This window comes from Mesorhizobium sp. WSM4308 (genome assembly GCF_002294905.1).
In the GTDB taxonomy this organism is placed as follows: domain Bacteria; phylum Pseudomonadota; class Alphaproteobacteria; order Rhizobiales; family Rhizobiaceae; genus Mesorhizobium.
Map to the genome: position 1 here is coordinate 287419 of NZ_NSFW01000002.1, position 12587 is coordinate 300005.

The 12587-nt window shown below is 65.2% G+C and carries 8 protein-coding genes; 5 read left to right on the top strand and 3 right to left on the bottom strand.

The features are described from left to right. Positions 1–48: 48 nt before the first annotated feature. Entirely contained in the window at positions 49–846 is a 798-nt protein-coding gene (locus CK227_RS04225; RefSeq protein WP_095771683.1) for a glycosyltransferase family 25 protein, read from the bottom strand. 418 nt (positions 847–1264) lie between these two features. Here CK227_RS04225 and CK227_RS04230 point away from each other — a divergent pair, with 418 nt between their 5' ends. From CK227_RS04230 to CK227_RS04240, 3 genes are all read left to right on the top strand, one after another. Beyond that, positions 1265–3784 (top strand): heavy metal translocating P-type ATPase, encoded by a 2520-nt coding sequence (locus CK227_RS04230; RefSeq protein ID WP_095771684.1) that lies wholly within the window; start codon positions 1265–1267, stop codon positions 3782–3784. Between the two features lie 58 nt (positions 3785–3842). Next, a complete protein-coding gene (locus CK227_RS04235) occupies positions 3843–4235 on the top strand; it encodes a DUF305 domain-containing protein (protein WP_095771685.1) in 393 nt (130 codons plus the stop codon). A 90-nt stretch (positions 4236–4325) separates the two neighbouring features. Then, positions 4326–5171 carry an aldo/keto reductase gene (locus CK227_RS04240; RefSeq protein WP_095771686.1) on the top strand — a complete coding sequence of 282 codons (846 nt, stop codon included), beginning with the start codon at positions 4326–4328 and terminating at the stop codon, positions 5169–5171. On the opposite strand, the gene mutS is transcribed toward CK227_RS04240, so the two are convergent. Beyond that, entirely contained in the window at positions 5172–7901 is a 2730-nt protein-coding gene (gene mutS / locus CK227_RS04245) for a DNA mismatch repair protein MutS (RefSeq protein WP_095771687.1), read from the bottom strand. 215 nt (positions 7902–8116) lie between these two features. On the opposite strand from mutS, the gene CK227_RS04250 reads away from it, so the two are divergent. Together CK227_RS04250 and CK227_RS04255 are read left to right on the top strand one after the other, a co-directional pair. Continuing rightward, the gene (locus CK227_RS04250) at positions 8117–10396 is read left to right on the top strand and encodes an NADP-dependent malic enzyme (RefSeq protein WP_095771688.1); all 2280 of its coding nucleotides are present in this window, start codon (positions 8117–8119) and stop codon (positions 10394–10396) included. Between the two features lie 176 nt (positions 10397–10572). Continuing rightward, positions 10573–11658 carry a sensor domain-containing diguanylate cyclase gene (locus CK227_RS04255; protein ID WP_095771689.1) on the top strand — a complete coding sequence of 362 codons (1086 nt, stop codon included), beginning with the start codon at positions 10573–10575 and terminating at the stop codon, positions 11656–11658. A gap of 53 nt (positions 11659–11711) precedes the next feature. On the opposite strand, the gene CK227_RS04260 is transcribed toward CK227_RS04255, so the two are convergent. Then, the gene (locus tag CK227_RS04260) at positions 11712–12404 is read right to left on the bottom strand and encodes an antitoxin Xre/MbcA/ParS toxin-binding domain-containing protein (RefSeq protein WP_095771690.1); all 693 of its coding nucleotides are present in this window, start codon (positions 12402–12404) and stop codon (positions 11712–11714) included. Between the last annotated feature and the right edge of the window lie 183 nt (positions 12405–12587).

A 12587-nucleotide genomic window follows, 5' to 3' on the forward strand; every position in this document is an offset into this window, starting at 1 on the left:
GTTTTCGCGGCGCTGGGTATGGGGCCTGCTGGTGGCCCGGCAAGCGACCTAGTCCGATGCCTCGACCGGATCGAGGGGAACGACGATCCGTTGCCGGAATCTGCAGAAATCGGCGATCCACCGTGCGGTTCGCCCGGCCTCTCTGCTGATTCTCACGGCCATCGGCTTCCTCTGCCTTGCCATAAGCCCGCTCGCGGTCCGCGCGGCATCGCGTTCCTGGTCAAGCAGGCTCGCCAGCCTTCCGTCGACGAATTGATCCTGTGCGCAGAGCGCCGGAACAAGTTGGTAGATGGTCTTGCCGGCCGACATGATGGGGTTGAAGATGAGATCATCGACAGCAATGTTGGCCTGCGCCGTTGCCTGCAGAAAATCGCGTGCCGTTCGCCGCGAGAGCAGATAACCGCCCGCCCCCGGATGGCCCTTGCGGAGACGGAACATGGAAAAACCATGCCCGGCAGGGGTCCTTCTCCTCTGGATCACGGTTCTGGAGAAGAACGTCTCGAGCTTCACGACATCGGCGTCCGCCGGCACCCAACTCGTATCGCCCAGCAACGCCCCGGCCTTACTGGAGAAGACCATGTCGTCCTCGAACACGGCGCCGTATGGGGCCCCGTCCTGTGCAATGATCGTCCAGCAGGCTCGATGACTGTGCAGGCAGGCGATTTCACTGCCGGAGAGCGGCCGGGTGGCGTGTATTGCGTGCTGCGGCTGCAGCATCAGGTCGGGATGTTGCTTGCCATCGATCCCCGCGACCCGCTCGAACCCAATGCCGATGCGAGCGAATTCCCTCGACATGTGAGCAAGCCGCTCGGGAGATCGATCGAGGTTGATGACCAGACGCTTCATTTTCACGAGTTATTTTTTCGAAACCCTTGCTTCCACGGAACCGGCGCGAACCGCCAATCACCGCGGGAGCCTTCTAGCACGGGTGACGCTACGGTTTGTTGATCTTTTCCGGCGTGGATATCATGCCGCAAGGGGAGAGCCAACAGAGAGCCAAGCTCTCAAGGCCAGCCTGATTTCTCGGGAGATTGCGCCCGATGTCGGGAACGCCGGATTGAAGACGAGATCATCGGCTACGCGCAGGCCGGTGCGGTGGCGTCGAGGACGTCGCGTGCCATTTGCCTCGACATGATGCAGCCGCCGGTAACGGGGCGAGCGGCCAATGCCGGGCTGGAAACGAAAAAATCGGAACAGCCCTTGACCTTCCAGTTACTGGAAGCACTACCTCCGCAATCAGGCAGAGGCATAGAGGCATTTTGGAATGACGCACCCAGACCATGACCATCGCGGCGATCACCACGCACATGGCCCGCACGGCAGCTGTTGCGCGCCGAACGGTGCCGATGCGCCAGCCGTTCTGCGCGATCCGGTCTGCGGCATGACCGTGGATCCAGCCGCCGGCAAGCCGACATCGGAGCATGGCGGCCGCCTCTATCATTTCTGCAGCGAGCGCTGCCGTTCGAAATTCCAGGCCGAGCCGGAACAATACCTCACGGCCACCGACCCCTTCTGTGGCATGAGCGTCGACCGTGCCACAGCCAGGCACTTCGTGCGCCATGAAGGCCAGGGCTTCTATTTCTGTTCCGCCGGCTGCAAGGCGAAATTCGAGGCGGCACCGCAGACCTATCTCGGCGACAGGCCGGCACCGCCGCCCGCGCCCAAGGGCACGCAGTATACCTGCCCGATGCATCCCCAAATCGTCCGCGACAAGCCCGGCTCCTGCCCGATCTGCGGCATGGCGCTTGAGCCGATGGGCGTGCCATCGGGCGATGAGGGGCCAAATCCCGAACTGGTCGATTTCACCAGGCGGTTCTGGGTCAGCGCGCTCCTGTCGATCCCGCTTCTGATCGTCGCGATGGCGCCGATGATTGGTGTGTCGTTCGAAAGCTGGGTCGATGATCGCACAAAGGTCTGGATAGAATTGCTCCTGGCAAGCCCGGTGGTGCTCTGGGCCGCTTTTCCCTTCTTCCACCGTGGCTGGGAGTCTGTCCTCAACCGCAGCCCCAACATGTGGACGCTGATTTCGCTGGGCGTCGGCGCGGCCTACCTCTACAGCGTCGTCGCCACCCTGTTTCCCGACATCTTCCCGCATCAGTTCCGCGGCCATGGCGGGGCTGTGCCGGTCTATTTCGAGGCCGCCGCCGTCATTGTCGCGCTGGTTTTCCTCGGCCAGGTGCTGGAACTGCGTGCCCGCGAAAAGACCGGCTCGGCAATCCGCGCCTTGCTCGATCTGGCGCCGAAGACCGCGCGGCGTATGGCCGAAGACGGTTCCGAGACCGATGTGCCGCTGGACAGCGTCAAGGCTGGCGATCGCCTGCGCATCCGGCCCGGTGATGCGGTGCCGGTCGACGGCACGGTGCTCGAAGGCCGCTCCTCCATCGACGAATCGATGATCACGGGCGAGCCGCTGCCGGTCGAAAAGGCCGAGGGCGATGCTCTCACCGGCGGCACGCTCAACAGGCAGGGTTCGCTGATCATGCGCGCCGAACGGATCGGCGCCGAGACCACGCTGGCGCGCATTGTCGAACTCGTCGCCAAGGCACAGCGCTCGCGCGCGCCGATCCAGGGATTGGCCGACCGCGTTTCCTTCTACTTTGTCCCGGCCGTCGTCCTTGTCGCCGTCGTGGCCTTCATCGCCTGGGCCGTCTTCGGTCCGGAGCCCAGCCTGATCTTCGCCATCGTCTCGGCGGTCTCGGTGCTGATCATCGCCTGTCCCTGTGCGCTTGGCCTCGCCACGCCGATGTCGATCATGACCGCCACCGGGCGCGGCGCGCATGCCGGCGTGCTGATCAAGGAAGCCGCCGCGCTCGAACGCTTCGCCTCCGTCGACACGCTGATCGTCGACAAGACCGGCACGCTGACCGAGGGCAGGCCGAAACTGACGGATGTCATCGCGGCAGACGGCTTTTCCGAAGACGATTTGCTGGGGCACGCCGCGAGCCTGGAGAAGGGCTCGGAACATCCGCTGGCCGAGGCCATCGTCGAGGGCGCCGCGGCGCGCGGAGCGACCGTCACCGACGCCGGCGATTTCGAGGCGGTTACCGGCAAGGGTGTTTCCGGCACGGTGTCGGGCAAGGCCATGGCGCTCGGCAATGCCGCGATGATGGGCGATCTCGGCGTCGATGTCTCTTTCCTTGCGTCCAGCGCAGAAGCGCTGCAGGGCGGCGGCAAGACGGCGATGTTCGTCGCTGTCGGCGGCAGGCTGGCCGGCATCGTCGCCGTCGCCGATCCCATCAAGGCGACCACCGCCGAGGCGATCAAGGCGCTGCATGACAGCGGCCTCAGGATCATCATGGCGACCGGCGACAATGAGCGCACGGCCAACGCAATCGCCAAAAGCCTCGGCATCGACGAGGTTCGCGCCGGCCTGTTGCCGGAACAGAAGGCAGCCCTGGTCGAGGAACTGCGCGGCAGGGGCGCCGGTGTCGCCATGGCTGGCGACGGCGTCAACGATGCGCCGGCCTTGGCCAGCGCCGATGTCGGCATCGCCATGGGCACCGGCGCCGATGTCGCTGTAGAAAGCGCCGGCATCACTTTGGTCAAGGGCGACCTCAACGGCATCGTCCGCGCCCGCACCTTGGCCCAGGCGACGATCGGCAACATCCGCCAGAACCTGTTCTTCGCCTTTCTCTACAATGTGCTTGGCGTGCCGGTCGCCGCGGGCGTGCTCTATCCGCTCACCGGCATGCTCTTGTCGCCGATGCTGGCGGCGGCGGCGATGAGCCTGTCCTCCGTCTCGGTCATTGCCAACGCATTGCGGCTGCGGACGTTGAAACTCTGATGCAAACCCCCAAATACGAAACCCCCAGATACCGAACCAAAGCAACAGGAGACCATGAATGACCTTGGCCAAGAAACTCGTGCTTTTGCTGATGGCGGCCGGAATGCTGCTCGCCGTCTTCCTCGAAAGCGTTCCGGCGCGGAGCGAAGAGATGAAACACGACATGGCTGGCATGTCGATGGGCGCGACCGGCCCTTCGACCGAAGGCTACAAGACGGCGATGGACAAGATGCATGCCGACATGATGGCGTCGCAATACACCGGCAATGCCGATGTCGATTTCGTCCGCGGCATGATCCCGCACCACCAGGGCGCCATCGACATGGCCAAGGTCGAGCTCGCCAACGGCAAGGACCCGGAAATCCGCAAGCTCGCCGAAGGCGTCATCGCCGCGCAGGAAGCCGAGATCAAGCAGATGCAGGACTGGCTCGCCGCGCATCCGGTCAAGTGAGCCTTTCGCGACGGTGAGATTTGGGCGAGAAACGCCTCTGGATTTTCTCGCCCGCCCTGTGATGCGATTTAGCCTCGAACGGAGCCTGCCATGCCATCGACCATCAGAACCACCACGTTGCCCTCTGGCGAAGCCGTTCAGGTGCTCGGCCAGGGCACGTGGAAGATGGGTGAGGATTCGCGCCGCCGTGCCGATGAGGTCGACGCTCTCAAACTCGGCCTCGACCTTGGCCTCACGCTGATCGACACCGCCGAAATGTATGCCAGCGGCGGCGCCGAGGAAGTGGTGGCGCAAGCCATTGCCGGGCGCCGCGCCGAGGTCTTCGTGGTCTCGAAGGTTCTGCCGTCGAACGCTTCGCGCGCGGGCGTGCAACGCGCCTGCGAGAACAGCCTCAAGCGCCTGCGCACCGACCGCATCGATCTCTACCTCCTGCATTGGCCGGGCAGTGTGCCTTTGGCCGAGACGGTCGAGGCCTTCGAGGCCTTGAAGAAGGCCGGCAAGATCCGCCATTGGGGCGTCAGCAATTTCGACACGGAGGACATGGAGGACTTGGCCGGCTTGCCCGATGGCGGCAACGTCCAGACCAACCAGGTGCTTTACAATCTGGTCCGGCGCGGCCCCGAATTCGATCTGGCGCCCTGGAGCCGCAGGCGCGGCATTCCCCTGATGGCCTATTCGCCGGTCGAGCAGGGCGCGCTGGCGCGCAATGCCAGGCTCGATGCCGTCGCCGCCCGCCGCAATGCGACCGCGGCACAAATCGCCCTGGCCTGGGTGATGCATCAGGAGGGCGTCATCGCTATTCCGAAGGCCAGCAGCCAGGAGCACGTCCGCCAGAATTTCGCGGCGCTCGACATCAAGCTTACGGGCGAGGATCTCGCCGACCTCGACCGCGCCTTTCCGCCGCCAACACGCAGGCGCGGCCTGGAGATGATCTGACTACTTCCCCGCCAGTCCCTTCAGCCGGTAAAGCGCTTCCAGCGCTTCCCTTGGGGTCATCTCGTCCGGATTGATCTCGCCGAGGGCGGCGCCGAGCGCGTCGCTCTTCACCGGCTTCGGCGCCTCCCGCTTCACCGCCACGGAAAACAGCGGCAGGTCGTCGACCAGCCGGTTGGTCTTGCCGGAAACCTCGCCTTCCTCCAGTTGGTGCAGCACCTGCTTGGCCCGGTCGACCACCGCTTCCGGCAGGCCGGCGAGCCGTGCCACCTGGACGCCGTAGGAGCGGTCGGCGGCACCCTTGCCGACCTCGTGCAGGAAGACGACGTCGCCTTCCCATTCCTTGACCCGCATGGTGACGTTGTGGAGCCGCGCCAGCTTGCCGGCCAGCGAGGTCATTTCGTGGAAATGGGTGGCGAAGATCGCCCGGCAGCGGTTCTTCTCATGCAGATATTCCACTGCCGCCCATGCGATCGACAGGCCGTCGAAGGTGGCGGTGCCGCGGCCGATCTCGTCGAGGATCACCAGCGCTCGTTCGCCGGCCTGGTTGAGGATCGCCGCCGTCTCGACCATCTCGACCATGAAGGTCGAGCGGCCGCGCGCCAGATCGTCCGAAGCGCCGACGCGCGAGAACAGCCGGTCGACGACGCCAATATGGGCCGATGCCGCCGGCACGAAGGAGCCGGTCTGGGCCAAGATGGCGATCAGCGCGTTTTGCCGCAGAAACGTCGATTTACCGCCCATGTTGGGGCCGGTCAGCAGCCAGATCGCGCCGTTCTTGCCGTTCCCTTCCGGCGACAGGTCGCAATCATTGGCGACGAACGGTCCCTCGCCCGAACGGCGCAAGGCCTGCTCGACCACCGGATGACGGCCACCTGATATCTCGAAGGCAAGGCTCGAATCCACCACCGGCCGGCACCAGGCTTCGCTTTCCGAAAGCAACGCAAGTGCCGCCGAGACATCGATCGCTGCCAGCGCATCGGCGCCGGCACGGATCTTTTCCGCCTCGCCGACGGCTTGCGCCGTCAGCGCATCGAACGCTGCCAGCTCGATGCTGAGCGCCCGGTCTGCGGCGTTGGCGATCTTGGTCTCGAGTTCGGCAAGCTCCGTCGTGGTGAAGCGCATGGCATTGGCCATGGTCTGGCGGTGGATGAAGCGCGCTTTGGCGCCATCGCTGCCGGTCATGACCGCGTGGTGATTGGCGGTCACCTCGATGTAGTAACCCAGCACGTTGTTGTGCCGGATTTTCAGCGAACGGATGCCGGTCTCCTCGATCAGCGAGCGCTCCAGCCCGGCGATCACTTTTCGCGATTCGTCGCGCAGCGCCCGCATCTCGTCGAGTTCCGGGTGATAGCCGCCGCGCAGGAAGCCGCCGTCGCGTTTGAGCAGCGGCAATTCCTCGCCGAGCGCCTGGGTCAGATGCTGGGCAAGCGCCTGCGGCAGCGCCTGGATGGCGGCCATCGCCTCCGCCAGTTCCTGGGGCAGGGCGGTCGCGGCGAAGATTTCGACGATGGCGCCGGCCGCCTCGAAACCGGCGCGCAGTGCGCCGAGGTCGCGCGGGCCGCCGCGGTTGAGCGCCAGCCGCGACAGCGCGCGCGGCATGTCGGCGACGCTTTTCAGGCTCGTCCGCACCGCCTGGCACAACCGCGTTTCGGAGCGGAAGAACGACACCGAATCCAGGCGCGCGCCGATCGCCGCCGGGTCGGTCAGCGGCGCCATCAGCCGGTCGGCGAGCAGCCTTGCGCCGCCGCCGGTCACCGTGCGGTCGATCGCCTTGAACAGCGAGCCCTCGCGACTGCCCGACAGCGTGCGTAAGAGCTCGAGATTGCCGCGCGTCGCCGGATCGATGAACAGGGTCGAGCCCTGCTCCTCGCGCTCGGGCCGCGACAAAGGCGGGCGCTCGGCTTTCTGCGTCTTCTCGACATAGGCGATGGCGCCGGAGATCGCCGACAGTTCGGCGCGCGAAAACGTACCAAAGCTGTCCGGCGTCGCCACCTCGAAGAAGCGGGCGATGCGCCCGGTGGCCGAGGCCGAATCAAACAGCGATGGCGGCTGCGGGTTGGCGATGCGGCCAAGCACGTCGAACACCGGCCTCAGCTCGGGATCATGGAACACCGGCTCGGCGACGATCAGCTCGCGCGGATCGACGCGGAAGACGTCGGCCAGCAGCCGGTCGGCGGTGGTCTCGGCAACGCGGAAGGCGCCGGTCGAGATGTCGATCCAGGCAATTGCGAAGGCATGGTCGCTGCCGCCCTTCACCCGCCCCAGCGCCATCAGGAAGCTCGATTCCGACGGCGCCAGCAATTTGTCCTCGGTGATGGTGCCCGGCGTCACCAGCCGCACCACGTCGCGGCGCACCACCGATTTGGAGCCGCGCTTCTTCGCTTCGGCCGGATCTTCGATCTGCTCGCAGACGGCGACGCGGAATCCCTGGCCGATCAGCTTCTGCAGATAGTCGTCGGCAGCATGCACCGGCACGCCGCACATCGGGATATCGTGGCCCTGGTGCTTGCCGCGCTTGGTCAGGACGATGCCCAGCGCCCGGCTCGCCTTTTCGGCGTCGTCGAAGAACAGTTCGTAGAAATCGCCCATGCGGTAGAACAAGAGCGAATCCGGGTTCGCCGCCTTGATCTCGATGAACTGCTCCATCATCGGCGTGACGGCGGCCGTGCCGGGCTGGGGCGGCGTCATCACCTCGGGGGCGTCGGGCTCATTGGCTATGTGCATGTTCATGGCGCGGCACGCTAGCAGATGTGGTGGCCGGGTTTAATGCCGGGGCTTCGAAAAGCAGGGGAAGACCGAGGCGATGGTTTGCAGGCAATTGCCCGTCGGCCTGCGATTCCCGCGCGCTGGCGGTTTACACGCGGCGGCGCGTGGTCTTAATTCGGACCGAAACAAAGCACCCGCTTCAAGGAGGTGCTGTACCGGCGAGGAAATCGAAAAGCATCATGGCCAGGAAAACCGAGAACAACGGTCCGTCCGTCAGCGCGCAGGAAGCGCTCGAATTTCACGCGATGGGCCGGCCCGGCAAGCTGGAGATCGTCGCCACCAAGCCGATGACGACGCAGCGCGATCTGAGCCTCGCCTATTCGCCGGGCGTCGCCGTGCCGGTACGCGCCATCGCCGAGGACCCCAGCCGCGCCTTCGACTACACGACGCGCGGCAACATGGTGGCCGTCATCTCCAACGGCACCGCCATCCTTGGCCTCGGCAATCTCGGCGCGCTGGCCTCCAAGCCGGTGATGGAAGGCAAGGCGGTGCTGTTCAAGCGCTTCGCCGATGTCGATTCCATCGATCTCGAGGTCGACACCGAGGATGCCGACGAGTTCATCAACTGCGTGCGCTTCCTCGGACCCTCCTTCGGCGGCATCAACCTGGAAGACATCAAGGCGCCGGAATGCTTCATCATCGAGCAGCGCCTGCGCGAACTGATGGACATCCCGGTCTTCCACGACGACCAGCACGGCACCGCCATCATCTCGTCCGCCGGGCTGATCAACGCGCTGGAGATCACCGGCCGCGACATGAAGACCACGAAGATGGTCTGCAACGGTGCGGGTGCCGCCGGCATCGCCTGCATCGAGCTGATGAAAGCGATGGGCTTCGCGCCCGAAAACATCATCCTGTGCGACACCAAGGGCGTGGTCTTCCAGGGCCGCACCGAAGGCATGAACCAGTGGAAATCGGCGCATGCGGTCAAGACCGAGGCACGCAGCCTTGCCGAGGCGCTCGACGGCGCCGACGTCTTCCTCGGCCTCTCGGCCAAGGGGGCGCTGACCACCGCCATGGTGCAGTCGATGGGCAAGAACCCGATCATCTTCGCCATGGCCAACCCCGACCCGGAAATCACCCCGGAGGAAGTGGCCGAGATCCGCACCGACGCCATCATGGCGACGGGCCGTTCGGACTATCCGAACCAGGTCAACAACGTGCTCGGCTTCCCCTACATCTTCCGCGGCGCGCTGGATGTGCGGGCCACCACCATCAATGACGACATGAAGATCGCCGCGGCCCGCGCGCTCGCTGAGTTGGCGCGCCAGGACGTGCCCGACGACGTCGCCGCCGCCTATCAGGGCAACCGGCCGAGATTCGGCCCCAACTACATCATTCCGGTGCCGTTCGACCCGCGGCTGATCTCGGCCATTCCGCTAGCGGTGGCCAAGGCGGCGATGGAGTCGGGCGTCGCCCGCAAGCCGATCCTCGATCTCGACCGCTATGCGCAGGAACTGTCGGCTCGCCGCGACCCGATCGCCTCTACCCTGCAGCGCATCTACGACCGCGTGCGCCGCCAGCCCAAGCGCATCGTCTTCGCCGAGGGCGAGGAGGAGCAGGTGATGCGCGCCGCCGTCTCCTATGTGAACCAGCGCCTCGGCACCGCCATCCTGCTTGGCCGCGACGATGTCATCAAGGAAAACGCCAAGCACGCCGGCATCGACCTCAACAAGCAAGGCATCGAGATCATCAATGCAAGGCTGTCGCGTCGCAACGGCATCTACACCGACTATCTCTACGAGCGCATGCAGCGCAAAGGTTTCCTGTTCCGCGATTGCCAGCGGCTGATCAACAACGACCGCAACCATTTCGCCGCCTGTATGGTGGCGCTGGGCGACGCCGACGGCATCGTCACCGGCGTCACCCGTAACTATTCCACCGCGCTCGACGACATCCGCCGCGTCATCGACGCCAAGCCCGGCCACCGCGTCATCGGCGTCTCGATCGTGCTGGCGCGAGGTAAAACCGTCCTCGTTGCCGACACCGCCGTGCACGACATGCCCAATGCCGAGCAGATCGCCGACATCGCCGAGGAGGCGGCAGGCTTCGCCCGCCGCATGGGCTATGAGCCGAGGCTCGCCATGCTCGCCTATTCCACCTTCGGCCACCCGCAAGGAGAGCGGTCCGAGCGTGTCCAGGAGGCCGTGCGCATCCTCGACAAGCGCCGCGTCGATTTCGAATATGACGGCGAAATGGCCGCCGATGTCGCGCTGAATGCCCGGGCGATGGCGCAATACCCGTTCATCCGCCTCACCGGCCCGGCCAATGTGCTGATCATGCCGGCCTTCCACTCGGCCTCGATCTCCACCAAGATGTTGCAGGAACTCGGCGGCTCGACAGTGATCGGCCCGCTGCTGGTCGGCCTGAACAAACCGGTGCAGATCGTCTCGCTGAATGCCAAGGATTCGGACATCGTCAACATGGCCGCGATCGCGGCCTATACGGCGGGGACTTGAGGGGCGGTCCGCGTGGAAGGCGGAAGCTAACGATCTGGCTCTTCGAACCCGGCGGCTCGAAACGCCGCCGGCTCCCCATAACAGATTGATAAGATTCAGCTGATATAGGGAAGCTCTTGCCGACATGCCGTAACGGCATCCACGGCGCGCTCAGACCGCTAAATGGGGGTGCGGCCATGAAGCATGACGGAGTTTCCGTATCCACGGTCGGCCCAGTGGTCCACCACGACGAGCGGCTGGACGCCTTGCTCAGCATTACCGGCCGCATGGACGGTTATCTCTATCGCTGCCGCAACGACGCGTCCTACACTATGCTCTATATCAGCGACGGCATCTTCACCGTCAGCGGTTATCGGCCGAGCGATTTCATCCACAATGCGGTGCGCGACTACGTCTCGGCCATCCACCCGGATGACCTCCCGTCGGTCTATGCCGCCGTCGACGCCGCGCTCGAGGCGCGCCGCAATTGGAACGTCGACTATCGCATTGTGCCGAGGGCCGGCGAACCGCTCTGGGTCCGCGAGATCGGCGGCGGTGTCTGGGACAAAGCCGGCGAACTCGAATTTCTGGAGGGCTTCGTCGTCGACATCAGCGACCGCAAGGTCGTCGAGGACCTGAACGCCCAGTTGGTCCTGGATCTGAAGATCGCCAACGAGGAACTCTCGGCGCAAAAGCGCGAGATCGAGGTGGCGAAGCAGCAGAGCGACCATTCGGCCAACCACGATGCCTTGACCGACCTGCCCAACCGGCGTGCCTTCCACAACGAGATCAGATCGGTCGTCACCCGCTGCGCCGCCACCGGCGAGGCGGCCGGGTTGCTGTTCATCGATCTCGACCGGTTCAAGGAAGTCAATGACACGCTTGGCCACGAGGCCGGCGATGCGCTGCTGCAGCGCGTGTCGAGCCAGCTTCGCTCGATCCTGCGCAGCGCCGATTTCGTCGCCCGGCTCGGCGGCGACGAGTTCGCCTTCCTTTTCTCGGCCGACACCGAGCTGGCACGGCAGAAGGCCGTGCGCGTCGCCGAACGCATCCTGGAAAGGTTGCGGATCAAGGTTCCCACGCCCAATGGCGCCATCCAGGTCGGCTGCACCGTCGGCGTGGCCATGTATCCGGCGGAAGCTGGCGACTCCGAAGCGCTGATCGCGCTCGCCGACCGGCTGATGTACATCGGCAAGAAGAGCGGCCGAAATCGGCTGGTCACCGCCAGCGAAATGGCGCCGCAACAGCCGTCGTCCAGGCCTCGCCTTCGCAAGACGGCCTAGCTATCGCCAAGAACTGTGCCGACTCCAAAATCCAAGGGATGACCGCGCCGGCTTCAGTCCGGCGCGAACGCCCGTGCCGCTTCGACGACGTCCTCGATCTGGTCCTGCCGCAGCAGGTCGATCGGAATGCGGCCGTCGAGTTGTGCTGCCGGGCGCGTCAGCCACAGCCAGGCGAGCCTCGCATTGCCGATCAGCGACTGCACGTCGCTTATGCCCGCGACCGGCCTGCCGTCGACGAATTGCGCCAGCGGGAAAACGTGCTTGCGGCCGCCCTTGCGCAAGGCGATGACATCGCCGCGCCTTTGCCAGCGGTGCAGGGTCGAGCGGGCGATGCGCAGGTTCTCTTCCAGATAGGTCGAGCCGGCGACACGGCCGGCCCAGTCCTCGATCAGCATCGATTCCAGGTCGTCGGACCGTGGCGGCGGGGCAAGCCTTTCATCGTCCGGCAAAGCCGTCGGCATATCGGCGGCGCCGGCCTCGCTGCGGCGCGCGGCTTCCGCCGCCAGAGCGCGCACAAATTTCGAGGCAAGGCCGGGAAGGTCGGCATGGATGGCGTCGATGGCGCGCTGGTGCTTCGGCGACAGCAAGGTGACGGCGGATGCTATGCTGCCGGCGATCTTGCCGACCGAGACCACGGTGGACTGGTTTATGGCCTCGTCATAATGGGCAAGCGCGCGTTCGACGTCCTCCGCGACCATCTCCGCGAAGTCGTCCTGTCCAAGACCGGTTGTCTGAAATCTGCTCATGCACATGTCTTCCGGCCGCGCGCTCCTCCCTCAGCCGAGGCCGATTGCTGAATTTCTACTGCGGAAAACGGAAATCATGGCGGCGACGGGTCACGCCGCCCGACAGCTTGCTGTCTTGCATCTTTTCAACATCCCATCTGACTGCGGGCGCCCCGAAATGTCAGTCACGGGACGCTCTCGATT